Annotated in this window: 24 protein-coding genes and 2 tRNA genes; 18 read left to right on the top strand and 8 right to left on the bottom strand. The window is 64.2% G+C overall.

Going from position 1 to position 23,717, the window contains the following annotated elements; all coding sequences use genetic code 11:
• Positions 1-135: 135 nt before the first annotated feature.
• A tRNA-Ser gene (locus tag VGR99_RS29715) sits at positions 136-225 on the bottom strand.
• Between the two features lie 231 nt (positions 226-456).
• Here VGR99_RS29715 and VGR99_RS29710 point away from each other — a divergent pair.
• A complete protein-coding gene (locus VGR99_RS29710; protein ID WP_326903511.1) occupies positions 457-1,320 on the top strand; it encodes an alpha/beta hydrolase in 864 nt (287 codons plus the stop codon).
• A 178-nt stretch (positions 1,321-1,498) separates the two neighbouring features.
• Here the strand turns inward: VGR99_RS29710 and VGR99_RS29705 are convergent, their stop codons facing one another.
• Positions 1,499-2,638: an ROK family protein gene (locus VGR99_RS29705; RefSeq protein WP_326903510.1), complete on the bottom strand. Its 1,140-nt coding sequence runs from the start codon at positions 2,636-2,638 to the stop codon at positions 1,499-1,501.
• Between the two features lie 332 nt (positions 2,639-2,970).
• Here VGR99_RS29705 and rplU point away from each other — a divergent pair, with 332 nt between their 5' ends.
• From rplU to VGR99_RS29690, 3 genes are all read left to right on the top strand, one after another.
• The gene (gene rplU / locus VGR99_RS29700; RefSeq protein ID WP_326903509.1) at positions 2,971-3,357 is read left to right on the top strand and encodes a 50S ribosomal protein L21; all 387 of its coding nucleotides are present in this window, start codon (positions 2,971-2,973) and stop codon (positions 3,355-3,357) included.
• 102 nt (positions 3,358-3,459) lie between these two features.
• Positions 3,460-3,729, top strand: coding sequence for a 50S ribosomal protein L27 (rpmA, locus tag VGR99_RS29695; RefSeq protein WP_008137923.1), 270 nt, complete (start codon positions 3,460-3,462; stop codon positions 3,727-3,729).
• A 155-nt stretch (positions 3,730-3,884) separates the two neighbouring features.
• Complete coding sequence (locus VGR99_RS29690) at positions 3,885-4,478, top strand: GNAT family N-acetyltransferase (RefSeq protein ID WP_326903508.1); 594 nt, start codon at positions 3,885-3,887, stop codon at positions 4,476-4,478.
• A gap of 47 nt (positions 4,479-4,525) precedes the next feature.
• On the opposite strand, the gene VGR99_RS29685 is transcribed toward VGR99_RS29690, so the two are convergent.
• Positions 4,526-5,440, bottom strand: coding sequence for a DMT family transporter (locus tag VGR99_RS29685; protein WP_326903507.1), 915 nt, complete (start codon positions 5,438-5,440; stop codon positions 4,526-4,528).
• Positions 5,441-5,728: 288 nt separating this feature from the next.
• Here VGR99_RS29685 and VGR99_RS29680 point away from each other — a divergent pair, with 288 nt between their 5' ends.
• The 4 genes from VGR99_RS29680 (at position 5,729) to VGR99_RS29665 (ending at position 9,886) form a co-directional block, all read left to right on the top strand.
• Entirely contained in the window at positions 5,729-6,211 is a 483-nt protein-coding gene (locus VGR99_RS29680; RefSeq protein WP_326903506.1) for a MaoC family dehydratase, read from the top strand.
• Between the two features lie 103 nt (positions 6,212-6,314).
• Positions 6,315-7,031 carry an ATP-dependent Clp protease adaptor ClpS gene (locus tag VGR99_RS29675; RefSeq protein ID WP_326903505.1) on the top strand — a complete coding sequence of 239 codons (717 nt, stop codon included), beginning with the start codon at positions 6,315-6,317 and terminating at the stop codon, positions 7,029-7,031.
• Between the two features lie 109 nt (positions 7,032-7,140).
• The gene (obgE, locus tag VGR99_RS29670; RefSeq protein ID WP_326903504.1) at positions 7,141-8,181 is read left to right on the top strand and encodes a GTPase ObgE; all 1,041 of its coding nucleotides are present in this window, start codon (positions 7,141-7,143) and stop codon (positions 8,179-8,181) included.
• A 70-nt stretch (positions 8,182-8,251) separates the two neighbouring features.
• Positions 8,252-9,886: an alkaline phosphatase family protein gene (locus VGR99_RS29665; protein ID WP_326903503.1), complete on the top strand. Its 1,635-nt coding sequence runs from the start codon at positions 8,252-8,254 to the stop codon at positions 9,884-9,886.
• Between the two features lie 180 nt (positions 9,887-10,066).
• Here the strand turns inward: VGR99_RS29665 and VGR99_RS29660 are convergent, their stop codons facing one another.
• Positions 10,067-11,026 carry a Bug family tripartite tricarboxylate transporter substrate binding protein gene (locus tag VGR99_RS29660; protein WP_326903502.1) on the bottom strand — a complete coding sequence of 320 codons (960 nt, stop codon included), beginning with the start codon at positions 11,024-11,026 and terminating at the stop codon, positions 10,067-10,069.
• A gap of 205 nt (positions 11,027-11,231) precedes the next feature.
• Here VGR99_RS29660 and proB point away from each other — a divergent pair, with 205 nt between their 5' ends.
• The 10 genes from proB (at position 11,232) to VGR99_RS29610 (ending at position 20,832) form a co-directional block, all read left to right on the top strand.
• Positions 11,232-12,353, top strand: a complete 1,122-nt coding sequence (gene proB / locus VGR99_RS29655; RefSeq protein ID WP_326903501.1) for a glutamate 5-kinase — start codon at positions 11,232-11,234, stop codon at positions 12,351-12,353.
• A 136-nt stretch (positions 12,354-12,489) separates the two neighbouring features.
• A complete protein-coding gene (locus VGR99_RS29650; protein WP_326903500.1) occupies positions 12,490-13,785 on the top strand; it encodes a glutamate-5-semialdehyde dehydrogenase in 1,296 nt (431 codons plus the stop codon).
• Positions 13,786-13,808: 23 nt separating this feature from the next.
• Positions 13,809-14,453, top strand: coding sequence for a nicotinate-nucleotide adenylyltransferase (locus VGR99_RS29645; RefSeq protein ID WP_326903499.1), 645 nt, complete (start codon positions 13,809-13,811; stop codon positions 14,451-14,453).
• Positions 14,454-14,659: 206 nt separating this feature from the next.
• Positions 14,660-15,016 carry a ribosome silencing factor gene (rsfS, locus tag VGR99_RS29640; protein WP_326903498.1) on the top strand — a complete coding sequence of 119 codons (357 nt, stop codon included), beginning with the start codon at positions 14,660-14,662 and terminating at the stop codon, positions 15,014-15,016.
• A gap of 96 nt (positions 15,017-15,112) precedes the next feature.
• A complete protein-coding gene (gene rlmH / locus VGR99_RS29635) occupies positions 15,113-15,595 on the top strand; it encodes a 23S rRNA (pseudouridine(1915)-N(3))-methyltransferase RlmH (RefSeq protein ID WP_326903497.1) in 483 nt (160 codons plus the stop codon).
• Between the two features lie 35 nt (positions 15,596-15,630).
• A complete protein-coding gene (locus VGR99_RS29630) occupies positions 15,631-16,950 on the top strand; it encodes a murein hydrolase activator EnvC family protein (protein WP_326903496.1) in 1,320 nt (439 codons plus the stop codon).
• The gene (locus tag VGR99_RS29625; protein WP_326903495.1) at positions 16,947-18,305 is read left to right on the top strand and encodes a S41 family peptidase; all 1,359 of its coding nucleotides are present in this window, start codon (positions 16,947-16,949) and stop codon (positions 18,303-18,305) included. The genes VGR99_RS29630 and VGR99_RS29625 overlap by 4 nt, the downstream gene beginning before the upstream one ends.
• Positions 18,306-18,463: 158 nt before the next feature.
• Complete coding sequence (locus VGR99_RS29620) at positions 18,464-19,690, top strand: divergent polysaccharide deacetylase family protein (protein WP_326903494.1); 1,227 nt, start codon at positions 18,464-18,466, stop codon at positions 19,688-19,690.
• A gap of 71 nt (positions 19,691-19,761) precedes the next feature.
• The gene (locus tag VGR99_RS29615; protein ID WP_326903493.1) at positions 19,762-20,268 is read left to right on the top strand and encodes an RNA pyrophosphohydrolase; all 507 of its coding nucleotides are present in this window, start codon (positions 19,762-19,764) and stop codon (positions 20,266-20,268) included.
• Positions 20,269-20,331: 63 nt separating this feature from the next.
• Positions 20,332-20,832: an RNA pyrophosphohydrolase gene (locus VGR99_RS29610; RefSeq protein ID WP_326903492.1), complete on the top strand. Its 501-nt coding sequence runs from the start codon at positions 20,332-20,334 to the stop codon at positions 20,830-20,832.
• Positions 20,833-20,965: 133 nt separating this feature from the next.
• Here VGR99_RS29610 and VGR99_RS29605 read toward each other — a convergent pair whose 3' ends face one another.
• The 4 genes from VGR99_RS29605 to VGR99_RS29590 all read right to left on the bottom strand — a co-directional run bounded on the left by VGR99_RS29605 (position 20,966) and on the right by VGR99_RS29590 (position 23,309).
• A complete protein-coding gene (locus VGR99_RS29605) occupies positions 20,966-21,865 on the bottom strand; it encodes an IS1 family transposase (RefSeq protein WP_326903491.1) in 900 nt (299 codons plus the stop codon).
• Positions 21,866-22,029: 164 nt separating this feature from the next.
• Positions 22,030-22,103, bottom strand: a tRNA-Ser gene (locus tag VGR99_RS29600).
• Between the two features lie 94 nt (positions 22,104-22,197).
• Positions 22,198-22,803, bottom strand: coding sequence for a hypothetical protein (locus VGR99_RS29595; RefSeq protein WP_326903490.1), 606 nt, complete (start codon positions 22,801-22,803; stop codon positions 22,198-22,200).
• A gap of 278 nt (positions 22,804-23,081) precedes the next feature.
• On the bottom strand, positions 23,082-23,309 hold the full coding sequence (locus VGR99_RS29590) for a hypothetical protein (protein ID WP_326903489.1): 228 nt from the start codon (positions 23,307-23,309) through the stop codon (positions 23,082-23,084).
• Between the last annotated feature and the right edge of the window lie 408 nt (positions 23,310-23,717).

The raw sequence follows: 23,717 nt of genomic DNA, 5'->3' as shown, positions 1-23,717 counted from the left end.
GGCGGGGGGCGTCGCGAGGTCATTGTGAAGAAGCTTGGCGGCCTGTCGCAAGTGCGGTGTCGGATTGCGGCCCGACCGGGGACGACAACAGAAGGTGCTGCGATGCGGAGAGGCTGTCTCTGGCGGCTGACTATATGGCGGAGAGGGAGGGATTCGAACCCCCGATAGGCTTGCACCTATGCCGCATTTCGAGTGCGGTGCATTCAACCACTCTGCCACCTCTCCTGAAGGCGCCATGAAGGGGCAGGCCCCTGTGGTTGGGGGCGTTAATAGGCGAGGATGGCGGGCCAGACAAGGCGCGAAAGGGGAAAAAATCCGCTGCCTCTTTCAGCCCCGCACCAGCTAGAGCCCGTTCCGACAGGATCGGAACGGGCTCCAGATTCTGATTTGACGCGTTTTCTTGACGCGAACCGGCGTCCGCTTCGCTTCAAAACGCTTTGGCCGGGAGGAACTGCCATGGAGCACCTGACGATCGCCGCCAATGGCGCCAAATTCCACGTGGTCCGCGCTGGGACCGGAAAACCGCTGCTTTTGCTGCATGGTTGGCCGGAATTCTGGCTGACCTGGAAGCCGGTCATGGCGCGGCTTTCGGACCGATTCATGCTTGTAGCGCCCGATCTGCGCGGCTTCGGCGACAGCGACAAGCCGGATGGGCCTTATGGGCCGGACGGCCATGCGGCGGACATGCTGGCGCTGATGGACGCCCTCGGCATCGCGCGATTCGGGGTCGTCGGCCATGATGTCGGCGGCGCGGTGATGCAGCCTTTGGCCCGGCAGGCGCCCGACCGGCTGGCGGGCCTGTTCTTCTTCGATTTCGTCTATCCCGGGATCGGGCCGCGCATGGCGGCGCCTGATAGACTCAACCACATCTGGTACCAGTCCTTCCACCAGATGGAGATGGCGCCTGCGCTGGTCGGTGCGAGCCGCGAGAGCTGCCGGCTTTACATCTCCCACTTCCTGAAGGGATGGGCGCATCGCAAGCACGCCTTCGACGATGTCCTCGACGCCTTCGCCGAAAATTTCTTCAAGGAGGGCAATCTCGCCGGCGGCTTTGCGCATTATCGCGCCTCGCATGCCGGGCGTGTCGCGATGATGAAGGGCGAAGCACCGCAGCTCCCGCCAATCAACGTGCCGACCTGCGTGCGCTGGGCCGAGCACGATCCACTGTTTCCCTATGCCTGGACCGACCGGCTCGGCGAGACGTTCGGCAATGTCGACGTTGCGATGTTTCCAGACGTCGGACACTTCCCGCATCGCGAGGATCCGGATCGCGCAGCCAAGGAAATCGCCGCATTCTTTCAGCGGATCGGCTGGAGCTGACATCCCGAAAAACGGGGTGGGACCGCCAGACGCGGTAAACACTGGCGGTCCCGGTGCCGCTCATTGAAATACTGGCTGGGAAGGGCGGCTTCGCCGGCCAGGTTGAGACGACGATTCGACCCTAGCGTGCAGCCGCCGCGCCGCAACGTAAACCGCTCCTTAACCTAACCAGTCAAGGTTACTCCTTGTCGTTCTTGTTGTTTTCCTTGCTCTTTTTCTTCCCGTTCTCCGAAACGTCCTTGCCGTTGCCGCTCTCCTTGCGGCGGTTGGTGAAGCGGGCATTGCCGAGGCCGGTGCCGATGGTGAGCACGCCCCAGCGCTCGACATCCTGCATGAACGGCACTTCCGAGAGACCCTGAACCACGCCGTCATTGTGCATCAGGATCGCGGTGTCGTGCTCGCCGATCGCGGGGATGCCCTCGATCAAACTCGCCGGCAGGTTGAACTTGCTGCTCTCCCAATTGCCGGGCAGGTTCTGCGCGCCCTTTTCGATCGAGCCATCCTCGTTGATCACGCCGGGACAGGCGATGCCGATGAAGGGCGCGAGCTTGAAGCCCTCGTTCTCGGCTTCAGTGATCAGTCCTTTCAGCATCTTCGTGAGCCGCTTCACCGCGCCTTCGCGCGTCGGCTCGTCGTCGGCGTGACGCCACAGCTCGGATTTCACGACCTTGGCCTTCGACAGATCCTTGGCCTTTTTCCAGCTGGTTTCTACGAGGCCGCAGCGGATATTGGTGCCGCCGATATCGACCGCGAGAATGCTGTCATGGGCCTCGAAAATCCATGACGGCGCCAGATGCAGCGTGCCGATCAGGCCGGCCTCGTCGGGATGATGGCGGATCGGCACCAGGTCGATCTTGAAGTCCTCGGCCTTGAGGATGATGTCGGTGCGCGCGATCGCGAGCTCGCCGAGCCGTGAATCGCGAAAGCCGCCGCCGACCACGATGCGCTCGGTCTTGGCCCAGGCTTTTGTCTTCAAGAAGCGGCGCGTGACATAGGCCAGCTCCTGGGCAAAGTCCTCGATCGCGCTGTGCACCACGGCCGAGGCTTCGGTGTCGTCGCCGACCAGGATGGCATCCAGCGTTTTCTTGCTGATGTTTTCCGACGGCTCCTTTCCGAACGGGTCCTCCCCCGTTTTGCGCAGCGGCTTGCGCCAGCGGTCGAGAATCTCGCGGAACGCGCCCTTGCTGGCGCGGTCGCCGAGGTAGCCGTCCTCGTCCTTCATCTCGATGTTGAAACTGTCGACATCCACCGACGGCAGCCGCTCGGCGCCGTGATGGGCAATGCCCGTGGTCGTCTTGACCAGCTCGTCTGTTGCCATGGGTGGCCCTTGCCCGCTTGCTTCTTCGGCGGGACTAACGGCGGGGGAACCCGTTGGTTGCAGCGCGGGTCGAGATTCGCTGCGGCTCCGCGGATGGGACCCAAATCCTTCAAATCCGGGCCCTTTTCGGCAGTTTTCCTTGACTCTTCGCAGGCGGCGACTATAAGTCCCACAACCGGCGCGGGGCGTTTCTCGCGCCGCTTGTTTTTGCGTGGGTTTTCAATGGGATAAATCCCACCCGCACAAAACTCGCATAAACCCATAGCGACTGACCAAAAAGCCGGCCCGGACGATTTCGTCCCGAGGCCGGGATTGAACACGGAGAAAAAACGATGTTCGCAGTCATCAAAACCGGCGGCAAGCAATACCGCGTCGTGCCGGATGATGTTCTCGAAGTAGGCAAGATCGAAGGCGAAGTTGGCACGATCATCCAGCTGAGCGAAGTTCTGGTGGTCGGCGGCGACACGCCGGTTCTGGGCATTCCGACGGTGGCGGGTGCCTCCGTTGCGGTCGAGGTGCTCGACCACAAGCGCGGCCCCAAGGTCATCGCGTTCAAGAAGCGCCGCCGCAAGAATTCGCGCCGCAAGCGCGGTTATCGCGACGAGATTACGGTTCTGCGCGTCTCCGAAATCCTGACGGACAATGCCAAGCCCACCAAGGGCCCGCGTCCGAAGAAGGAGAAGGTGGCCAAGGAGCCGGCAGCGGAAGCCGCCGAGTAACGGAAACCGATCACGCCAATTCACGAATTGATGCGTGCGACGTTTTGAAATGATTCCGTCAAGGAATTGACCTAGAACTACGCAGGATTTCGGAGACGAGCCATGGCTCACAAAAAAGCAGGCGGTTCATCGCGCAACGGTCGCGATTCCAAGGGTAAGCGCCTCGGCATCAAGGCGTTCGGCGGGGAAGTTGTGATTCCCGGCAACATCATTGCGCGTCAGCGCGGCACCACCTGGCACCCCGGCCTCAATGTCGGCATGGGCACGGACCACACTCTGTTCGCCAAGATCGAGGGTCGCGTCACGTTCCAGGCTAAAGCCAACGGCCGCACCTTCGTATCGGTGCTCCCGCTTGCAGAGGCGGCCGAATAAGACGGTGGATCAATTTGGAGTCCGCCGGGTCCTTGACCAAACCGGCGGAGTCCAGAGATCATAGAGATCGAAGGCTCCAGGGGAGGCAGGGAAACCGGCCTCCCCTTTCGTTTGACGAATTCACTTTTCGCTTAGTGACTTTGACGGAGCCGGACATGTTGCAGGATTTCTCGAGCGTGACCTTGCGGGAGGCGAGACCGAGCGTCGTCGCCACCGAGCGGCTGACCTTGCGGCGGCCGACCCTCGCCGACGTCAGGACCATCGCAAACCTCGCCAACGACCGCCGCGTGGCGGAAAACACCCGTCGCCTCCCCCATCCCTATTCGCAGGACGACGCCGTCGAGTTCGTTCGCGCCACCGCCACGCTCGGCAGCGAGACCGTGTTCCTGATCGAGCATGACAGCGGGCCGGTCGGCATGGTCGGCATCGACTGCTCCACATCAGGCAATGCCGAGCTCGGCTACTGGCTCGGCGTCGAGCATTGGGGCCGGGGCTATGCCACCGAGGCCGCGCGCGGCGCGATCGACTTCTTCTTCGAGGAGTTCGACGACGACCATCTCTATGCCGGCGCGCGCGTCACCAATCCGTCCTCGCGCAAGGTGCTGGAGAAGTGCGGCTTCCAGTGGAGCGGCGTGCAGCTGCACCGCTTCCTCGCGCTCGGCTCCTCCACGCCGGTCGACTGCTTCCGCCTCTCACGCGGCGTCTGGTCGTCGCTGAAGAGCTGGAGCAGTGCACGGCGGATGAGGTAGCGACAACTGTCGTCCCGGGCTCGCGCTGCGCGCGCCCCGGGACGACGCTACACCGGCGAATTCACGTCCGCGTTCGGGCGGCCGAGATCGCGCTCACGCAAATAGATGTAGAACCCGGCGCCGATGATGATCGCGGCGCCGACGATGGTGGCGATCGACGGCACATCGCCGAACACGACGAAGCCGAAGATCACGGCCCAGACGATCATCGAATATTGATACGGCACCACGACGCTCGCCGGCGCGAGCTTGAGCGAGCGGTTGACGCAGAACAGCGCGGTCACCGAAATCAGCCCCGCCAGCGCGAAGAACACGAGGCTGCCCGGCGTCGGCGGCACCCAGTGGAATGCCGACAGCACCGCGCCCAGCGAAAACGTGCCGATGAATTGCGAGGACGCCATCACGATATCAGGCGTCTTGCGCAGGCTGCGCGTGATCAGCATCAGGGTTGCGAACGACAGGCTGCCGCCGAGCGCGATCAGCGCCGGCAGACTCACGGTCTGCGCCGACGGCCGCAGCGCGATCAGCACGCCGCAGAAGCCGATCAGGATCGCAGTCCAGCGCCGCCAGCCGACCTTCTCGCCCAGGAAGATCGCCGACATCGCAGTGACGAAGATGGGACCGGCGAGGTAGTAGGTGATGACGTCGGCGAGCGGCAGATAGACGGTGGCGAGGAAGAAGGCGGCCACCTCCAGCGTCGACAGCACGACGCGAAAGAGCTGCAAGCGCGGCCGCTCCAGATGCAGGAACTGGTGACGCTGCTTCCAGATCATCGGCGCCAGCAGCAGCAGCGCCGCGCAGGCGCGCAGGAACAGGAGCTGCCCCACCGAATACGTCCCGACCAGGAACTTGCCCATGGCGTCGCCGAACGAGAACATGAAGATCGACAGCACCATGAGGGCGATGCCGGCCAGCCGCGCCGAGCGCTCGTCATAGGCGGAAAGGTTCTTGAAGAAGGGCATCGATCCGGCGTGAGTTCGGGGGCTCGTCATTGCGAGCGAAGCGAAGCAATCCAGACTGTCTCAACAGCGGCAGTCTGGATTGCTTCGTCGCTACGCTCCTCGCAATGACCGGCGGAGAGAGCGCGGAAAATCAGCGACTAGAGCCGCTTGCGGTCGTTTTAATGACGTCAGCCGCCGCGACAAGCCCGCGCAAGCCGAATTGAACGGATTGTCGCACTCTTCGCGGCGCGGTAGCGATAGGCCGACCACGAGCAGAGAGCCAAGAAAGAGCCAAGAAAGAGCTAAGACATGACCGACTTCGACCCGGCCCGGCACCGCATGATCACCGCGCAACGCTGGTTTGAGGATTTCGTGGTCGGCGAGCGCTTCGTGCTGCCGAGCCGCACCCAGACCACCGCGGTGTTCGCGGCCTTCCAGACCGCGAGCGGCGACACCCATCCCGTCCACTATGACGTGGAATATTGCCGCAGCCGCGGCATGCCGCATTTGCTCGCGCACGGCTTCCAGACCCTGATCCACACCGCGCCCGGCGCCGGCCTGTTTCCGTTCATGGTGGAGGAATCCCTGGTCGGCTTCCTCGAGCAGTCGAGCCGGTTCCTCAAACCGGTGTATGCCGACGACACCATCTATCCCGCGCTCGAGGTCACCGAACTGGTGCCGGGCCGCACGACGGGTTCCGTGACGCTGCGGAGCACCGTGTTCAACCAGCGCAAGGAGCTGGTGCTCGAGGGCATGCAGAAATTCCTGATCCGGAAGCGACCCGCCTCGTAGAGCCATCTCGCGGCGCGAGCGGAGCGGGCCGCACCGTGTGAACCGCGGCGGAGAAAGTGCCGACAAACCCCGTGCACGCTCCGTTCGTACACGAAGGCCCGCGATGGCACTGCTGCCGCCCTGCTCCGAGACATTCAAGCGCACCCTCCTGCGCGCGACCGCGACCGCGCGGGCGAAAGGCCGCACGCATCCCGGCCCGCAGGACCTGCTGATTGCCTTGATCGAGGACGAAGATGCATCGCCGGTGATGCAGGCCTGCGGCATCGACCTGACGCGCCTGCGGCGGGATGTCGAGACCGCAGGCGCGACGGACCCGACGACGGGCCTGGGCCATCTGCTCCAGCTTGCCTTCAACGAGGCACAGCTGTCCGAACGGGCGGTCGTGACAGGCGCCGACATGCTCGTCGAGCTGTTCGCCGAACCGGTCGGCCGCTTCCTTTCGGCACAGGGCGCAACCCGCTACGATGCCCTGGTCTATCTGAGCCATGGTATCGCCAAGGGCGCGCCGGCGGATGTCGAAGCCGATCGCAGCGCGGTGCCCGATCTGGAAGTCGTTCTGCTGAATGACCCCTATACGCCGGCTGAGTTCGTGGTCTTCGTTCTCGAAAACGTCTTCGGGATGAGCCGCGAACGCGCGACCGCGATCGTGTTCGCCACCCATGCGCGCAAGCGCGGCTCTTGCGGGATATTCCCCCGCGCCGAGGCTGTGGCCCTTCGCGAAAAAATCCAGAATCTGGCGGCGGCCCGCCAGCATCCGCTTCGCTGCGTCCTGCTGGCAGCCCACGCTGCGCCGGACCAAGACCGACCCTTGCCAAATTGAGGCAAGAGCGGGATTGGGGGTTAAGCAAGGGCCGAAATTCGCGGAATTTCGGCCGATTCGCGGGGTCATCCGGGTTGCCGCGCGTGCCCGGCTGGCCTACCTATGGCCCATGAAATTCCTCGACGAAGCAAAGGTCTATATCCGCTCCGGTGACGGCGGGAACGGCTGCGTGGCGTTCCGCCGCGAGAAGTTCATCGAGTTCGGCGGTCCTTCCGGCGGCAATGGCGGCCGCGGCGGCAACGTGATCATCGAGGTCGCCGACGGCCTCAACACGCTGATCGACTACCGCTACCAGCAGCACTTCAAGGCCCAGAAGGGCGAGAACGGCATGGGCTCGGACCGCCACGGCGCCAACGGCAAGAACATCGTGCTGAAGGTCCCCGTCGGCACGCAGATCTTCGACGAAGACCGCGAGACGCTGATCCACGACTTCACCAATGTCGGCGAAAAATTCGTGCTGGCCGAGGGCGGCAATGGCGGCTTCGGCAACGCGCATTTCAAGTCCTCGACCAACCGCGCGCCGCGCAACGCCAATCCCGGCCAGCCCGGCGAGGAGCGCTGGATCTGGCTGCGGCTGAAGCTGATCGCGGACGCCGGTCTCGTCGGCATGCCCAATGCCGGCAAGTCGACCTTCCTGTCCAAGGTCAGCGCGGCGCGGCCGAAGATCGCCGACTATCCCTTCACCACGCTGCATCCGCAGCTCGGCGTCGTGAACGCCGACGGCCGCGAATTCGTGCTGGCCGACATTCCCGGCCTGATCGAGGGCGCGCATGAAGGCACCGGCCTCGGCGACCGCTTCCTCGGCCATGTCGAGCGCTGCCGCGTGCTGCTGCATCTGATCGACGCCACCTGCGAGCACGCCGGCAAGGCCTACAAGACCGTGCGCAAGGAGCTCGACGCTTATGGCGGGCTGCTGACCGACAAGATCGAGATCGTCGCGCTGAACAAGATCGACGCTGTCGAGCCGGACGAATTGAAGAAGCAGAAGGACCGGCTGAAGCGCGCGGCCAAGAAGACACCGCTGCTGCTCTCCGGCGCGACGGGTCAGGGCGTGAAGGAAGCCTTGCGCGCGCTCGTGGATGTGATCGGCGAGGCCCCAGTCTCAGCCAAGGCGAAGAGCGCGGCCGAAGCGGAGCCGTGGTCAGTCTAAGAGCGGCCCGCTTGTCTTCGCTGACGCGATAGCGCAGCATCGAACAATCAAGAAAATGCAGGGGCGAGGCATGGCGCGCGCGAAGAACGTTCTCTGGATCATGTGCGACCAGCTTCGCTATGACTATCTCGGCTGCACCGGCCATCCCCGGCTTAAGACGCCCAACATCGACGCCATGGCGAAGCGTGGCGTGCTGTTCTCGAAGGCTTATGTGCAGTCGCCAATCTGCGGCCCGTCGCGGATGTCGTTCTACACCGGCCGCTACATGCGCTCGCACGGCTCGCACTGGAACGGCTGGCCGCTGCGTGTCGGCGAGCCCACGCTCGGCGATCACCTCAAGAAAATAGGCGTGCGCAACGTGCTGGTCGGCAAGACCCACATGGCGCCTGATCTCGAAGGCATGAAGGCGCTCGGCATCCCGCCGGAATCGATGATCGGCGTGCATGTCGCCGAATGCGGCTTCGAGCCTTATGAGCGCGACGACGGCCTGCACCCGACCGGACGGCCACGCCCGAAATACGACGAGTATCTGCGCCAGCAGGGTTTCGAGGCGACCAATCCCTGGGAGCATTGGGCCAATTCAGGCGCAGCTGAAGACGGCTCCTTGCAGAACGGTTGGCTGCTGGTGCACGCCGACAAGGCCGCGCGCGTGCCGGACGAGCATTCCGAGACGCCCTACATGACGCGGCGCGCGATGGATTTCATCAGCGAGGCCGAGACCGACGGGCAGCCGTGGTGCCTGCACCTGTCCTACATCAAGCCGCACTGGCCGTATATCGCGCCCGAACCCTACGCCAGCATGTATTCGACGGACGACATGATCCCGGTGATCCGCTCCGAGCGCGAGCGGCAGAACCCGCATCCGGTGTTCGGCGCCTACATGGACATGCGCTACTCCCGCAACATGGCGCGCGACGAGGCCCGCGAGAAGGTGATCCCGACCTATATGGGCCTGATCACCCAGATCGACGACCAGATGGGCGTGCTGATGAAATTCCTGGAGGAACGCGGCCTGCTGGAAACCACCATGATCGTGTTCACCTCCGATCATGGCGATTATCTCGGCGATCACTGGATGGGCGAAAAGGATCTGTTCCACGAGCAGTCGGCGAAGATCCCGCTGATCATCATCGATCCCTCGCAGGAGGCCGACGCCACGCGCGGCACGCGCAGCGATGCGCTGGTGGAAGGCATCGATCTCGCGCCGACCTTCGTCGACTATTTCGGCGGCAAGGTGCCGGGCCACATCCTCGAAGGACGCTCGCTGCTGCCGCTGCTGCGCGGCCCCACGCCGGGCGATTGGCGCAAGGTGGCGTTCTCCGAATATGACTACGCGATGCAGGACGTCCGGCTGAAGCTGAACCAGCCGATCGAGCGCTGCCGCCTGTTCATGGTGTTCGACGGCCGCTGGAAATACATCCACGCCTCCGGCTTCCGCCCGATGCTGTACGATCTCGAAACCGATCCGGACGAATACGTCGATCGCGGCGACGACCCCGAGTGTGCCGGCATCATCGCGCGGCTGCAGGCCGAGCTGTTCGACTGGGCGCTGCATCCGAACGATCACATCACCACGCCGCGCGAGAAGATCGCGGCCTATGCCGACAACCAGCTCCAGGTGAAGGGCGGCGTCCTGATCGGCATCTGGGATGAAGCCGAGCTCGCCGCGATTAAGGACGGCATCGCCCAGCGCGCGAAGATGTAGAACATCTTCGCCTGCCCTCGCTTGCGGGTGGGAGGATCCTCCTCGACTTTGCACCAGAGGTGCAATCGAACATCCATCCACACCGTCATTGCGAGCGCAGCGAAGCAATCCAGATTCTTTCCGCGGAGAGCTTCTGGATTGCTTCGTCGCAAGAGCTCCTCGCAATGACGGGAGAGAGACTCAATTCTCGATCTTGTACCCCGTCGCCTTCACGATCGGCTGCCAGAAGGCCGTGTTGGCGGCCAGCTCCTTCGACAGCCCATCCGCGCTGCTCCCGACCGGGATCAGCCCGATCGCGGTGAGCTTCTCCTTCACCTCGGGCCTGGCGAGCGCGGCGCTTGCGGCCGCGCCGAGCTTGCTGGCGAGGTCCGGCGGGCTGCCGGCGGGAAGCCACATGCCGTACCAGGCGTCCGCGACCAGATCGATGCCGCTCTCCTTCAGCGTCGGGACATCAGGCGCGAACGGCGAACGCTCCGCGCTCGACACCGCGATGATCTTCACGCCCTTGGCGCGATGCTGCGGCAGCGCGTCCGCCAGCGTCGTGATCCCAAAAGAAACGTGGCCGCCGACGAGGTCGTTGAGGATCGGCGCACTGCCGCGATAGGGCACGCGGGTCAGGGGAATGCCGAGATCCTTTTCGAGCTTGGAGCCCATGAAGTGCGGAATGGTGCCGTTGCTGGGCACGCCGAACGACGTCTTGTCCGGATGCGCCTTCAGCCAGGCGACGAAGCCCTTGAAATCCGCGGCGTCGATCCCCGGGCCGACCACGAGCGCGAATTCGAACCGCGCCAGCAGCGACACCGGTACGAAATCCTTCGCCGTGTCGAAGCTCGGCGTCGTCTCCACCATCGGCAGCAGGTACATGGTAGGGCCCGTCGTCACCAGCACCATGCTGCCGTCGGGGCTGCCGCCCTTGACCGCCTTGATGCCGATCAGGCCGTCGCCGCCGGTGCGGTTCTCGACCACGATGGTCCGTTGCAGCACCGGCGCCATCTCCTGCGCGATCAGCCGGCACAGCGTGTCGCCGCCGGCCCCCGCCGCGAACGGGAAGATGACTTTGGTCAGCCCGGCCTGCGCCTCAGCTGCCTGCGCCAGCAGCGGCAGACCGAGACATCCGGCCATGAATTTGCGGCGATCCATTCGCTTCCTCTTTCAGCCCATGATTGGTTGGCGGCATTAGAGCCGGACCGGCGTTTAAGACAAGGCCGACCTTCGCCGTTTACCATTCCCGCCGCCTTGCGCCGGCCATCGTCCTGCGCCAAAAGCAGGCCTCAACCGGCGCCGCTCTCGCGCTCCGCCGCTTCCAATGCAGAACAATTCGTCACCCGCGCCGACACATACACACATGGCCAGCCCCGAACTCAGTCAATTCCGCCGCATCGTCGTCAAGGTCGGCTCCGCGCTGCTGGTCGATTCCGACAAGGGCGAGGTGCGCGCCTCCTGGCTGGCTGCGCTCGCCGACGACATGGCCAAGCTGCACAAGGAAGGGCGCGACGTTCTCGTAGTGTCCTCTGGCTCGATCGCGCTCGGCCGCAGCCGGCTCAAATTGCCGCGCGGCCCGCTGAAGCTGGAAGAGAGCCAGGCCGCCGCCGCCGTGGGCCAGATCGCGCTGGCGCGGATCTGGTCGGAAGTGCTGGGCGCGCATGGCATCGACGCCGGCCAGATCCTGGTCACGCTCCAGGATACCGAGGAGCGCCGCCGCTATCTCAACGCCCGCTCCACCATCGGCAAGCTGCTGGAGTGGCGCGCCATCCCCGTGATCAACGAGAACGACACGGTCGCCACCACCGAGATCCGTTATGGCGACAATGACCGCCTCGCCGCGCGCGTCGCCACCATGGCGAGCGCGGACCTCCTGGTGCTGCTGTCCGACATCGACGGGCTCTACGACGCTCCGCCGAAGAACAATCCGAACGCAAAGCTGATTCCCGTCGTCGACAGCATCTCCTCCGAGATCGAGGCGGTGGCTGGAGATGCCGAGTCCGAACTGTCGCGCGGCGGCATGCGCACCAAGGTCGAGGCGGCCAAGATCGCGACGACGGGCGGCACGCATATGCTGATCGCCTCCGGCAAGATCGAGCATCCCCTGCAGGCGATCGCCGATGGCGGCCGCTGCACCTGGTTCCTGACGCCGGCCAATCCCATCACCTCGCGCAAGCGGTGGATCGCGGGCTCGCTGGAGCCGAAGGGCACGCTGACCATCGACGCCGGGGCGGTTGCCGCGCTGCGCGCCGGCGCCAGCCTGCTGCCGGCCGGCGTGATCAAGGTCGAGGGCCAGTTCGCCCGCGGCGACGCCGTGATCGTCCGCGGTCCCGACACCAGCGAAGTCGGCCGCGGCCTGATCGCCTACGACGCCGACGACGCCGAACGCATCAAGGGCCGCTCCTCCCCCGACGTGATGGCCATCCTCGGCATCAGCGGGCGCTCCGAGATGATCCACCGTGACGATCTGGTCATGGGCGGGTAAGGGCCGCTACGGTCCTTTTACTCGGCCAGTGACCCTGTCAGGGCCGCGGCCGGGGGTACCTGCCATACCCTCCCGACCCTTCGCAGACGCGGGATTTCCGTGCTAGGACACCGCCTTAGCAGAAGGTTTTGACCCCATGGCCGCCCCCCTCAAAGCCGTAGACGGCAATGCCGATCTTCAGGCGCTGATGTCCGATCTCGCCACCCGTGCCCGCGCTGCCGCGCGCGTGCTGGCGCTGGCGCCGCCGGAGCAGAAGAACCGGGCGCTGGAAGCCATGGAGCGGGCGATCCGCGCCAACGCTGCGACGATCCTCGCCGCCAATGCCGAGGACGTCGCGGACGCCCGCGCTTCGGGCACCATGATCGCCTCCTTCATCGACCGCCTGACGCTGACGCCGGCGCGGGTCGAGAGCATGGCCGAAGGCATCGGCATCGTGCGCGGCATTGCCGATCCGATCGGTATCGTCACCGAGAGCTGGCAGCGGCCGAACGGCATGACCATCGAGCGCGTGCGCGTGCCGCTCGGCGTCGTCGGCGTGATCTTCGAGAGCCGGCCGAACGTTGCGGCGGACGCCGGCGTGCTGTGCCTCAAGTCCGGCAATGCCGTGATCCTGCGCGGCGGCTCCGACAGTTTCCGCTCCTGCCGCGCCATCCATGAGTGCCTGGTGCAGGGCCTGCGCGAAGCCGGCCTGCCCGAAGCGGCGATCACGCTGGTGCCGACGCGCGACCGTGCCGCGGTCGGCATGATGCTGTCGGGCCTCAATGGCGCCATCGACGTGATCGTGCCGCGCGGCGGCAAGAGCCTCGTCGCGCGCGTCGAGCAGGAAGCCCGCGTGCCGGTGTTCGCGCATCTCGAAGGCGTCAACCACGTCTACATCGATGCCAGCGCCGACCTCGCCATGGCGAAGTCGATCGTGCTGAACGCCAAGATGCGCCGCACCGGCGTCTGCGGTGCCGCCGAGACGCTGCTGGTCGATCGCGCCGCTGCTGCGAAGAACCTGAAGCCGCTGGTCGAGATGCTGATCGAGGCCGGGTGCGAGGTGCGCGGCGACGACGCGGTGCAGAAGACGGATGCGCGCGTAAAGCCTGCCAGCGAAGACGATTGGAACACCGAATATCTCGACGCGATCATCGCGGCGAAGGTGGTGGACGGCGTCGACGGCGCGATCGCGCACATCCAGACCCACGGCTCGCATCACACCGATGCGATCGTGAGTGCGGATGAGGCCGCGGCGAAGAAGTTCCTGAGCGAGGTCGATTCCGCGATCGTGCTGCACAACGCCTCGACGCAGTTCGCCGACGGCGGCGAGTTCGGTTTCGGTGCCGAGATCGGCATCGCCACCGGCCGCTTCCACGCCCGCGGCCCGGTCGGCGCCGAGCAGCTCACGAGCTTCAAGTATCGCGTTCACGGCACAGGGCAGACGCGGCCGTAAGTAACGTCGCAAGGCGCGGGGCATTGAGCAACAATTTCGTCGTGCCGCGTTTCGTGGCGCAAGCGGTCCCGCCCCATACCGAGGGGATGCGCATCGGCCTGCTCGGCGGCTCGTTCAATCCGCCGCATCAGGCCCATCGCGCGATCAGCCGGTTCGCGCTGACGCGATTGCAACTCGATCGCGTCTGGTGGCTGGTGACCCCCGGCAATCCGCTCAAGGAGAACGGCAATCTGCATGAGCTCGGCGAGCGCATGCAGGCCGCGCGCGACGTCGCCGACGATCCCAGGATCGAGGTAAGCTGTCTCGAATCCGTCATTCGTACCCGCTATACTATCGACACGATCAACACCTTGCGCCGCCGATTCTCCGGCCTGCGCTTTGTCTGGATTATGGGCGCCGACAACCTCGCTCAATTCCATCGTTGGCAGGACTGGCGGCGGATCGCCGGCCAGGTGCCGATTGCGGTCATCGACCGCCCGCCGCAGAGTTTTCGCGCCCTCGCCTCGCCCGCCGCCAATGCGCTGGCCCGCTACCGCCTGCCCGAGAATAAGGCAGCATTGCTTGCGGATCAGCCGGCGCCGGCCTGGGTCTTTCTGACCGGATTGAAGCTGAACCTGTCCTCGACGCGCCTGCGGAACCCGGACGGGAGCTGGAAAGGTACGAAGTGAGACAGACTGTGCGGAGGCCCGTGGGGGCTCCGGGCTCTCTGGCATATTGAAACCCTTAACCCCACATGATGTAGTGTAACCAGTGAGCGCGGGATTCGGCGTTCGCGATACAGTGAAAGGAATGGTCCCTGACCACATCTGTATTGTCCGAGAGTGTTTTACCCAAGGCAAAACCGGCGCGTAAAACATCGACCAAAGCTGCGGCCTTGCAGGCGCAACCCGACGCCGACAAGACGCTGAGCCTGATCCTCTCCCGCCTCGAGGATATGAAGGCGGAAGAGACGGTCACCATCGACCTTCGCGGCAAATCGGCTTACTCCGACTACATGATCGTCACCACCGGCCGGGTGAACCGGCACGTCGGCGCGATCGCGGAGAACGTCGCCAAGGGCCTCAAGGAAAACGGCATCAAGAACATCCACGTCGAGGGCTTGCCCAATTGCGACTGGGTGCTGATCGATTCCGGCGATGTGATCGTGCACGTGTTCAGACCCGAGGTCCGCGAGTTCTACAACCTCGAGCGGTTGTACACGCAGGGCCCGGGGGCGGCGAAGGCGATCTAGGGCTCACTGAGCCGATTTCGAATCGGCTGACGCGCATGCTAGCGTCGTGCGCGCGCAGGCTGCGCGCGGTCTTGAAAACGCGACCCTGAAAACATCATGCGTGTTGCTGTCATTGCGGTGGGCCGGCTGAAGCAGGGCCCCGAACGGGAGCTTGCCGACCGCTATTTCGAGCGGTTCGACGAGGCCGGCCGCAAGCTCGGATTCCGCGAGCTCTTGATTCATGAAATCCCCGAAAGCCGCGCGCGCGACGCCGCGACGCGGATGACCGAAGAGGCCGCGGCGATCTCCGCGCATATTCCGGACAAGTCGATCCTGGTGGCGATGGACGAGCGCGGCCAGAATCTCGACTCCACCGTATTCGCACGGCATCTCGGACGCTGGCGCGATGAGGGTGCCAGACATACTATCTTCGTGATCGGAGGGGCGGACGGACTTTCGCCCGAATTGCGCCGTAAGGCCAAGCTCGCGATCGCGTTCGGCTCTGCGACCTGGCCGCATCAAATGGTCCGCGTCATGCTTCTGGAACAGCTGTATCGGGCCGCCACCATCCTGGCCGGCCACCCCTATCACCGCGCGTGATGCGCGCCACAACGAGCACCTTTGCCCGAGAAGCGATGCGAGCGCCTGTCCTCAACCTGCTGCTGATCGCTGGCCTCACGGGCGCAAGCCTCGCGCAAGCTCAGACACCGCAGCCGCAGACCGCAGCCGTCTCGCCCGACGCGATCAAGCAGCGCGAGCAGGAGCTGGAAGCCGCGCGCGCGAGCAAGAAGAGCGCGGAAGAAGCCCAGGCCAAGCTCAAGGCCGAGATCACCTCGCTCGGCCAGGACCGCACCCAGCTCAATCAGCAGTTGATCGACACCGCCGCCAATGTGCGTACCGTCGAGACCAAGATCGACGAAGCCGAAGCGCGGCTGAAGACCTTGAACGGCCGCGAGCAGCAGATGCGCGCCTCGCTCGATTCGCGCCGCGCCGACATCGTCGAGGTGCTGGCGGCCTTGCAGCGCGCCGGCCGGCGGACGCCGCCGGCGCTGCTGGTGCGCCCCGAAGATGCGCTGCAATCCTTGCGCACCGCGATGCTGCTCGGCGCCGTGGTGCCGGAATTGCGCGGCCGCGCCGAGAAGATCGCAAGCGAGCTCGGCGAGCTCGTTTCCTTGCGCAAGAACATCGCCTCCGAACGCGATCAGCTCGCCACCGATCGCGACAAGGTCCGGAGCGACCAGACCCGCCTCACCGCCCTCGTCGACGAGCGGCAGCGCCAGCAGTCCGCGCGCGAAAAGGACCTCGATGCCGAGAATGCGCGCGCCATCACGCTGTCAAAGCAGGTCGGCGATCTCCAGGGCCTGATCACCAAGATGGAGCAGGACCTGCAGAGCGCCGCCAAGGCCGCCGAAAAGGCGGCCGAGGCCGCCAGACAGGCCGAGGCCAAGGCGGCCGCCAACGTCAAGCCGGGGCCTGGCGTTTTCAAGGACCGGTCCCGGAGCACCCCGGCGATTGCCTTCGCCTCGGCCAAGGGCCTCCTGCCGCTTCCGGTTAACGGTAACAAGATCAGGGACTTTGGCGGTTCCGATGGGGTCGGCGGGGTCCAGAAGGGCATTTCGCTGGCCAGCAAGCCCGGCGCGCAGGTCACGACGCCGTGCGACGGCTGGGTGGTCTATTCCGGGCCGTTCCGCAGCTATGGACAACTCTTGATCCTCAACGCCGGTGGCGGGTATCATGTCCTGATCGCCGGGATGGAGCGCATTTCGGTCAACATCGGTCAGTTTGTTCTCACGGGGGAGCCGGTCGCGACCATGGGGTCGACCTCACAAGTCGCCTCCATTCTCGCCACGAACGCGAGTCAACCTGTGCTGTATGTCGAGTTCCGCAAAGACGGCACTCCAATCGATCCAGGCCCATGGTGGGCCGCAAATGAAGGCGAGAAGGTTCGCGGATGATGCGCAAGACTTCAGTTATCCTCCTCAGCGCGGCCACCGGTGCGGCGCTGACGCTGTTCGTGACCCAGCCGCGCGCGGTCTTCATGGGCTCCAGCGCGCGGGCCGCCACCGCGGACACCTATCGCCAGCTCAATTTGTTCGGCGACGTCTTCGAGCGCGTGCGCTCCGACTATGTCGAGAAGCCCGACGACACCAAGCTGATCGAATCCGCCATCAGCGGCATGCTCTCCGGCCTCGATCCGCATTCGAGCTACATGGACGCCAAGAGCTTCCGCGACATGCAGGTGCAGACCCGCGGTGAGTTCGGCGGCCTCGGCATCGAGGTCACGATGGAGGACGGCCTGATCAAGGTGGTCTCGCCGATCGACGACACGCCGGCCTCGCGCGCCGGCATCATGGCCAACGACATCATCACCAATCTCGACGACGAGGCGGTGCAGGGCCTGACCCTGAACCAGGCGGTCGAGAAGATGCGCGGCCCGGTCAACACCAAGATCAAGCTCAAGATCATCCGCAAGGGCCAGGACAATCCGCTCGACGTCACGCTCGTGCGCGACAACATCCGCGTCCGCTCGGTGCGCGCCCGCATCGAGGCCGACGACATCGCCTATATCCGCATCACCACCTTCAACGAGCAGACCACCGAAGGCCTGAAGCGCGAGGTCGCCAACCTCTCGAACCAGATCGGCGACAAGCTGAAGGGCTACATCATCGACCTGCGCAACAACCCGGGCGGCCTGCTCGAGGAAGCAGTCACCGTCTCCGACTCGTTCCTGGAGAAGGGCGAGATCGTCTCGACCCGCGGCCGCAATGCCGAGGAGACCCAGCGCCGCACCGCGCATGCGGGCGACCTCACCAAGGGCAAGCCGGTCATCGTGCTGGTCAATGGCGGTTCGGCCTCGGCGTCGGAAATCGTCGCCGGCGCGCTGCAGGACCACAAGCGCGCGACCATCGTCGGCACCCGCTCGTTCGGCAAGGGCTCGGTGCAGACCATCATCCCGCTCGGCTCGGGCAATGGCGCGCTGCGCCTGACCACGGCGCGCTACTACACGCCGTCCGGCAAGTCGATCCAGGCCAAGGGCATCGTGCCCGACATCGAAGTGCTGCAGGACGTGCCGGACGAGCTGAAGTCGCGCACCGACACCAAGGGCGAAGCTTCGCTGCGCGGCCATCTCAAGAACGACGGCGACGAGAAGACCGGCTCGCAGTCCTACGTCCCGCCGGATGCCAAGGACGACAAGGCGCTCAAGCTCGCCGACGATCTGCTCCACGGCATCAAGAACAGCGCCTCCGCGGCGCCGACGCCGGGCAACGACAACAAGGCCACGACCGACAAACCCAAAGCGGCGAACTAAGTCGGCGAACGAAATCGGCGCATCGCGCGATTGAACGAAAAGGGCGGCTCTCGGAGCCGCCCTTTTTGCTTTGGAACCACGAGGTCCCCGGCCTCTCCCGGCCTGCCGTCGCTTGACCCCGGCGTGGTATCGTCTGCATGAGTGATTCGGGATCGCGCATGACTGAAACGGCCGATGATCTGAGCACCCCGCTTGGACAGGACAAGCCGCGCCGCAAACGCCGGCTGCGGCTGCCGTTCACGGCCATGCAACTGCTCGCCGTCATGTTCGGCCTGTTCCTGGTTACCTTTGCCGGCTTTGCCATCTTCAACAAGGATCCGCTCGGCGGCGAGCCGATGACACGGATCGCGATCCGCGATTTGAAGGCGACCGACGAGAAGCCGGCCGCTGCCGGCCACGGCCAGGAAGCCAAGCAGCAAGAGAGCAAGCACGAGACCAGGGAAGCGCCGAAGCAGCCCGGCGATCAGAAGACCGTCACCATGATCGACGGCTCCACCGGTGCGCGCCGCGACGTGGTGATCGGCTCTGGCGATGCCGCCGACAAGGGCGAGGCGGCGGCCGCGTCCGCCCCGCCGCCCGTCATGGCCGGGATCGATCCAAAACTCCTTGAGAAATCGCGCTACGGCATGATCCCTGTTGTCGCCGGGGACCTGAAGCCGTTCAACGTCTATGCGGCGGATGCCGACCGCGCCAAGGCCGCCAAGATGCCGGTGGTCGCCATCGTGATCGGCGGCCTCGGCGTCGGCGCGGCGAAAACCACCGACGCGATCATGAAGCTGCCGCCGGCGGTGACACTGGCCTTCACGCCCTACGGCGCCGACCCCGGCAAGCTCGCCGAGCGGGCGCGCGCCCAGCGCCACGAGATCTTCCTCCAGATCCCGATGGAGCCCTACGACTTCCCGGACAACGATCCGGGCCCGCAGACGCTGCTGACTTCGCTCAGCCCCGACCAGAACATGGACCGCCTGTACTGGCACCTGAGCCGGATGCAGGGCTATGCCGGCCTCACCAACTTCATGGGCGCCCGCTTCGTCGCGACCGAGCCTGCGATGCAGCCGATCATCCGCGAGGCGGCCAAGCGCGGCCTCGGCTTCTTCGACGACGGCTCCTCCCCCCGCAGCATCGCGCCCCAGGCCGCCGCCGCTGCGGCGATGCCGTTCGGCAAGGGCGACATCGCGATCGACGTGGTTCCGACCCCGACCGAGATCGACCGCGCCCTCAACAAGCTGGAATCGGCGGCCCGCGAGCGCGGCGTCGCCGTCGGCACCGCCGCGGCCCTGCCCGTCTCGATCGAGCGCATCGGCGCCTGGACCAGGACATTGGGCGACCGTGGTATTCTCCTGGTGCCATTGACAACCGCGATGCTGAAATCAAAATCCAGCTAAATCAACGGATTGGTATGGCACGGGTCCGGCGGGGCCGAGCCCTGCCCGGAGCACGCGAGAGGTCTGGCGGAATGGCGCGTTACGAGGATCTGCCCTACCGGACCTGCGTCGGCGTGATGCTGATCAACCCGAAGGGCCTGGTGTTCATCGGCCGCCGCGCAGGCGGCATCGAGCATGTCGACGACGGCCATGTCTGGCAGATGCCGCAGGGCGGCGTCGATCCCGGCGAGGACAATTGGGCCGCCGCCAAGCGCGAGCTCTATGAGGAGACCAGCGTGCGCTCGGTCGAGCGGCTCGGCGAGGTTCCGGACTGGCTGATCTACGACATCCCGCGCACCGTCGCCGGCCGCGCCTGGAAGGGCCGCTATCGCGGCCAGCGCCAGAAATGGTTCGCGGTGCGCTTCACCGGCAAGGACAGCGAGATCAACGTCGAGACGCCGGGCGGCGGCGGCCACAAGGCCGAATTCGTCAGCTGGCGCTGGGAACCGATGAAAAATCTTCCCGAGCTGATCATCCCGTTCAAGCGCCCGGTCTATGAGCGCGTGGTGAAGGAATTTTCCGCGCTCGCCGATGACTAAATCAAATTGTCATCCCGGCTTTGGTGCTAAGCCGTCGCCGGACTGACAATGAGAGATCCGCGCGTGACGAATGAAAAGCCCTACCGTCCCAATGTCGGGATCGCCCTCTTCAATGCCGAAGGCAGGGTGCTGATCGGCCACCGCTTCAAGGGCGACGGCCCCGAGATCATCCTGCCGGGCCTCGACTGGCAGATGCCGCAAGGCGGGGTCGACGAGGGCGAGAATTTACGCGATGCGGCGATGCGCGAGCTGTGGGAAGAGACCAGCGTCGTCAGCGCGAGCTTCCTCGGCGAGACCGACTGGCTCACCTACGAATTCCCGCCCTATGACGGACCGCAGACCCATCGCCTGGCAAAGTTCCGCGGCCAGCGGCAAAAATGGTTCGCGCTGCGCTTCACCGGCAAGGACGACGAGATCGATCCGCTGACGCCGCGCAACGACCAGCCCGCGGAGTTCGACGCCTGGCGCTGGGAGCGTCTCGACCGGGTCGCCGACCTCGTGGTGCCGTTCCGCCGCGAGGTCTACCGCGCAGTGGCGCGAGAGTTCGCGCCATTCGGAAACTAAACTGCGAAAACAACCCCATGCACAGTAGAATGGGGTTTGAAATGATTAGAGAATTTTTGGCAGCGATTTGCGGGCGAGCGGGGAAAGGCGCCGCCACTCGCTCGGCTGCGCTAGCGCTCCGCCGGGTCGTGCCTCAGTTTGAAATTTCGGTCACTGGTTGCCGCTTTTTGTAAGGGCCTCGCTTCTTTGACGGGCCTTCGCGCTGATCGATCAGCGTAACGATGTCGCTCATTTCCAGCGGCGATGAAACGAGGCCAGCGGTCATAGCTGGCGTGCTGCCCTTAAGCGACTTATGCGACCGAACGAAGTTGTACCAGACGAAGTAGAGTGAGAGGGCGTGGTAGTGGTTCTCGACCTTCTTTGAGAAGGCGTTGGTGAGCCGGGTAAAGCGGCGCATTGACATTCGCATGGTGAGGTTCTGACGCTCCACATAAGGCGTCGAGATGTGCTCCATGTCGGGTGAACCAAGGATCAAGTCTTTATCGATGCTAATCAGCGTGGCCGGGCTGTAGCGCTTCTGTGCCTGCGGATCGCTGCCATACAGTTTCACAAGCATTCCATAGTCCACGCCATCAGGGCCAAATTCTTGGCTGACTGCATGGAGATAAGCCTTGTGCCCGTCCGTGGTGAGTTGGACGCGGTTCGCGAGGCGGGGCTTAAGATCGGCAATGAAAGCGTTAACGGCGCTCGCATCGCGATCCCCGACAAGCCAAGTCAGGATCAGCTTGGAGTCGGCATCGATAGCGGTCCACGTCCAAACGTCGCCGGAGCCAATCGGAGCAGCCTTAGCGCTGGGGACATTTTTGGCCGTGGCGTAGGCGAAGCTCCAGATTTCATCACACTGAATGCGCTCGGACTTCACGTTGCGCACGGTCGCATCGTGGAAGGCGGCGCAGGCGCTGCCGGCGTCGATCAGGAGCTTAGTGACAGTATTGAGGGAAACGTCCGCCACCCGCGAGATGGAACGCATGGACGAACCCTCGCAAAGCGTTTGGAGGATTTGAGCGCGCGTCTCAGTAGGGAGTCTGTTCATGAGAACAGACTAGAACCTGATGGAGTTTTGTCAAGATAAATGTTCAGTTTGAAAATTTGACGCCGTCAAATTCGCCGAAATTTCCTACATACAACCTATTGATTCGTTTGCAGTTTTAACGATCTACACGCTTGAAAAACACAAGTTACTCTCTACTATAAGCGTGCACCGGACTGGGCTCGAACCAGCGACCTCCAGTTTAGCAGACAGGCGCTCTATCCAGCTGAGCTACCGGTGCACGCAAGGGGAAGAAATAGCCCGGCGGGGCGCTACTCCCGCCGGTCGTCGAGATCAGAACTAGCTGGTGTCGTAGCGGTGCTTGCCCATCGCCTTCACCTCCCTTCGAAGAGCCCCGGCGTTGGCGCGCCGGGGTTTTTCGTTTCCGCATCTTGCGGCACGAAAAACCAAACGTGCCCCTCGCGGCGCACGAGTCCTTTCTTGAGAAGCCTGTACAGCGTCATGCCGACAGTTTTCTCATGGATTTCAACATTATAAGTTTGATGGATGTGGTGCCGTAACGGGGCCGCCTTCGATCCTTTGTCGCCGGCCTCCTGCAGTCTCTCCAGCAATATTTCTTGAATCGTCGGCAGCTCCGACTTGGGTGGTAACGCGGGCGCCGGGGGGGCCGGGGGACCTTCTGTGGCCTCGCCATCTATTTCAGCTGGCGGGTCAAGGAGATTTTCGCGTTCAAGGCGGTCAAATACCTGGCTGCGGTGCTTCTCCATTAGGCGTTTCCAATCCGCCTCATCGTCGATGTCGTAGCCAAAGAGGCGCAGCGCGATCTCGCAGTCCGACATGACCTTGTTGAAGGTCTTCACTTCACCCTTCAGTTCTTCGATGCGCCTTTCTGTCCTGCGGCGACGAAAGCTGGCCATGGCGTGCTTAGTCAGCACGGCCAACACACCAGCCTCATCAAGAGAATCATCGTCCTTTGTCATGGGTCAGCCGTATCGCACAATTCACGACATCAGGCAATCACCATAAATGGAAGCTGATACCTTACACCGGACTCCTACGGGAACTCGCGGCCTTCTTGGCCATCTTCTGTCGCTCTTCTGGGGATAGTTTTTCTGCCCTCGCGGCGCCTCCGGCGCGTCCCCCGGCGGCTCGGCCGGGTGCCTTGCTGGGCATGTCCTCGACCTCTCCGGTCGCAATACGGCCGATCAGCATGGCGTTCTGAACGGTGTCGGCGTGGCGCTTCTCGCCCTTGGGTCCTTTAGGCATCGTCGTCGCCCTTTTTCTGGAGGCGTTCTTTTTCCGCCGCATCGCGAGCAAATTTCAGGCTCGCCTCTACGAGAGCGGTTCTCGCAGCCCGCTCATCGTCATAAGGGGTCGCAGATTCGACCTTGGTGCCTCTTCGAACGACAATGAGCCATGGCCACCCATTGGATGGGGGAGAATAGAGGGCAACCCCTCCTTGGGGAACGATGATCGTTTCAGCCATGTCGTGAATCCTTGCCAGTTCCGTATCGTAACATGGCTATGGAGTGCGTGCTGACAACCGCAAGGGTGCCTAGATTTCAAACTGAGGCACGACCCTCCGCCGCAGCTGACCAAATCATGAACGACTGTTACCCATCCATCTGGTTTGTTCTGTTACCTGTCCATCCGCTGGACAGAGAGGGGGCCACGCGGGGATTCTTTCTGACGCGTATCTGCCTCGGTGCGTTAGTAACAACCGCTACCGTTTGCTGGGCTACCCCTCTCCCTAGCCCTCCCCCGCTGTTCAGACCGGGGAGATAGTGGACGGGTGTTCGGAGACATCGTGGACACTTTCGAGCCGTCCGTCGAGGGGCCGGATGTCGGCGGTTGCAATCGTCTGGGTTCTGAAAACGACGTCGAAGACGCCATC

This window comes from Bradyrhizobium sp. (assembly GCF_035935975.1).
Lineage (GTDB): Bacteria > Pseudomonadota > Alphaproteobacteria > Rhizobiales > Xanthobacteraceae > Bradyrhizobium.
Note: the sequence above shows the minus strand (reverse complement) of the source record. Positions and strands in the feature narration are given on the sequence as shown.

Excerpts from the sequence above, each read along its gene's own strand:
- VGR99_RS29710 (WP_326903511.1), top strand. The coding sequence starts at position 457 with ATGGAGCACCTGACGATCGCCGCCAATGGCGCCAAATTCCACGTGGTC.
- VGR99_RS29705 (WP_326903510.1), bottom strand. The coding sequence starts at position 2,638 with ATGGCAACAGACGAGCTGGTCAAGACGACCACGGGCATTGCCCATCAC.
- rplU (WP_326903509.1), top strand. The coding sequence starts at position 2,971 with ATGTTCGCAGTCATCAAAACCGGCGGCAAGCAATACCGCGTCGTGCCG.
- rpmA (WP_008137923.1), top strand. The coding sequence starts at position 3,460 with ATGGCTCACAAAAAAGCAGGCGGTTCATCGCGCAACGGTCGCGATTCC.
- VGR99_RS29690 (WP_326903508.1), top strand. The coding sequence starts at position 3,885 with ATGTTGCAGGATTTCTCGAGCGTGACCTTGCGGGAGGCGAGACCGAGC.
- VGR99_RS29685 (WP_326903507.1), bottom strand. The coding sequence starts at position 5,440 with ATGCCCTTCTTCAAGAACCTTTCCGCCTATGACGAGCGCTCGGCGCGG.
- VGR99_RS29680 (WP_326903506.1), top strand. The coding sequence starts at position 5,729 with ATGACCGACTTCGACCCGGCCCGGCACCGCATGATCACCGCGCAACGC.
- VGR99_RS29675 (WP_326903505.1), top strand. The coding sequence starts at position 6,315 with ATGGCACTGCTGCCGCCCTGCTCCGAGACATTCAAGCGCACCCTCCTG.
- obgE (WP_326903504.1), top strand. The coding sequence starts at position 7,141 with ATGAAATTCCTCGACGAAGCAAAGGTCTATATCCGCTCCGGTGACGGC.
- VGR99_RS29665 (WP_326903503.1), top strand. The coding sequence starts at position 8,252 with ATGGCGCGCGCGAAGAACGTTCTCTGGATCATGTGCGACCAGCTTCGC.
- VGR99_RS29660 (WP_326903502.1), bottom strand. The coding sequence starts at position 11,026 with ATGGATCGCCGCAAATTCATGGCCGGATGTCTCGGTCTGCCGCTGCTG.
- proB (WP_326903501.1), top strand. The coding sequence starts at position 11,232 with ATGGCCAGCCCCGAACTCAGTCAATTCCGCCGCATCGTCGTCAAGGTC.
- VGR99_RS29650 (WP_326903500.1), top strand. The coding sequence starts at position 12,490 with ATGGCCGCCCCCCTCAAAGCCGTAGACGGCAATGCCGATCTTCAGGCG.
- rlmH (WP_326903497.1), top strand. The coding sequence starts at position 15,113 with ATGCGTGTTGCTGTCATTGCGGTGGGCCGGCTGAAGCAGGGCCCCGAA.
- VGR99_RS29630 (WP_326903496.1), top strand. The coding sequence starts at position 15,631 with ATGCGAGCGCCTGTCCTCAACCTGCTGCTGATCGCTGGCCTCACGGGC.
- VGR99_RS29625 (WP_326903495.1), top strand. The coding sequence starts at position 16,947 with ATGATGCGCAAGACTTCAGTTATCCTCCTCAGCGCGGCCACCGGTGCG.
- VGR99_RS29620 (WP_326903494.1), top strand. The coding sequence starts at position 18,464 with ATGACTGAAACGGCCGATGATCTGAGCACCCCGCTTGGACAGGACAAG.
- VGR99_RS29615 (WP_326903493.1), top strand. The coding sequence starts at position 19,762 with ATGGCGCGTTACGAGGATCTGCCCTACCGGACCTGCGTCGGCGTGATG.
- VGR99_RS29605 (WP_326903491.1), bottom strand. The coding sequence starts at position 21,865 with ATGAACAGACTCCCTACTGAGACGCGCGCTCAAATCCTCCAAACGCTT.
- VGR99_RS29595 (WP_326903490.1), bottom strand. The coding sequence starts at position 22,803 with ATGACAAAGGACGATGATTCTCTTGATGAGGCTGGTGTGTTGGCCGTG.
- VGR99_RS29590 (WP_326903489.1), bottom strand. The coding sequence starts at position 23,309 with ATGGCTGAAACGATCATCGTTCCCCAAGGAGGGGTTGCCCTCTATTCT.